The 920-nt window shown below is 43.3% G+C and carries 1 rRNA gene; it reads right to left on the bottom strand.

Annotation, left to right across the window (positions count from 1 at the left end):
• Positions 1–424: 424 nt before the first annotated feature.
• Positions 425–543 (bottom strand): 5S ribosomal RNA (gene rrf / locus DZ860_RS25320).
• Positions 544–920 lie beyond the last annotated feature (377 nt).

The raw sequence follows: 920 nt of genomic DNA, 5'->3' as shown, positions 1-920 counted from the left end.
CATCATGAAGAGTCATCATGAACGTGGTGTACATGTCGTCTACTGGTGTATCTGGTTGTCGATGTKCACGTGATGATATTGTGACTGTGTATGTTTGGTRTATGCTAATGTTTGACTGGCAATATGACTGGTTTGTTGTGTTGAGACAGTGTGTGGTTGGATGTGTTTCATGTGGACTGGTTGTATGGTGTAGAGGTGAGGTGAAATAGACTGACAGTGTGTTGGATAGTTGTGATGCGAGTTGATCAAGTGTGTGTGTGTGWGACAGTGTGGCCAGAATAGTAATGAAAATAATAATATTAATTAGATGTGAATGGGAACAATGTGTATAATTGTAGTGGCGGTAGTTTCGGTCATTGGGATTGMTCGATGTAGTAGTTGTTGTTGACGATTGAGAAATAGATTGTGTGTGTGGGTTGTTAAMAGCCGGCGACAYCCGGTATTCCCAGCCGGTCACCCATGCAAGTACTGACCGGGTCCAACGTTGCTTAACTGCGGTGATCGGACGAGAACCGGTGCTTTCAACGTGGTATGGTCGCACCCAACTACCTCACCACTCAAACGACACATCAACAAAACACACACTCACACATACTAATCAAATACTCACTACTACTCGTCAACATCCCCAATCACTAGTCATTCACTCAATCACTCAAACTACACAAATTACCACAGTCAGTSACACTGACAATTGTCACAACAACTACCACTAACTGCTCCACATATCCATTCAATGCACCGACCACATACACTGATCAAATCCACTCCAGTCTGTATCACTCATTCATCAGTCACACAGCCAACAGATAGATATCAGGCAACATCAATCAACACATACAACTGAATCCAATGTCTGTCTGATCACCAGATTGCTTGTTCACAACTGGAGTCCAATGGAAATCCGCATTGTCAGTCAA

Origin of the sequence: Vibrio sinensis, from assembly GCF_003605645.1 — a bacterium.
Lineage (GTDB): Bacteria > Pseudomonadota > Gammaproteobacteria > Enterobacterales > Vibrionaceae > Vibrio > Vibrio sinensis.
The sequence above is the reverse complement of the archived record's forward strand: the minus strand, read 5'-3'. Positions and strand labels throughout refer to the sequence as shown.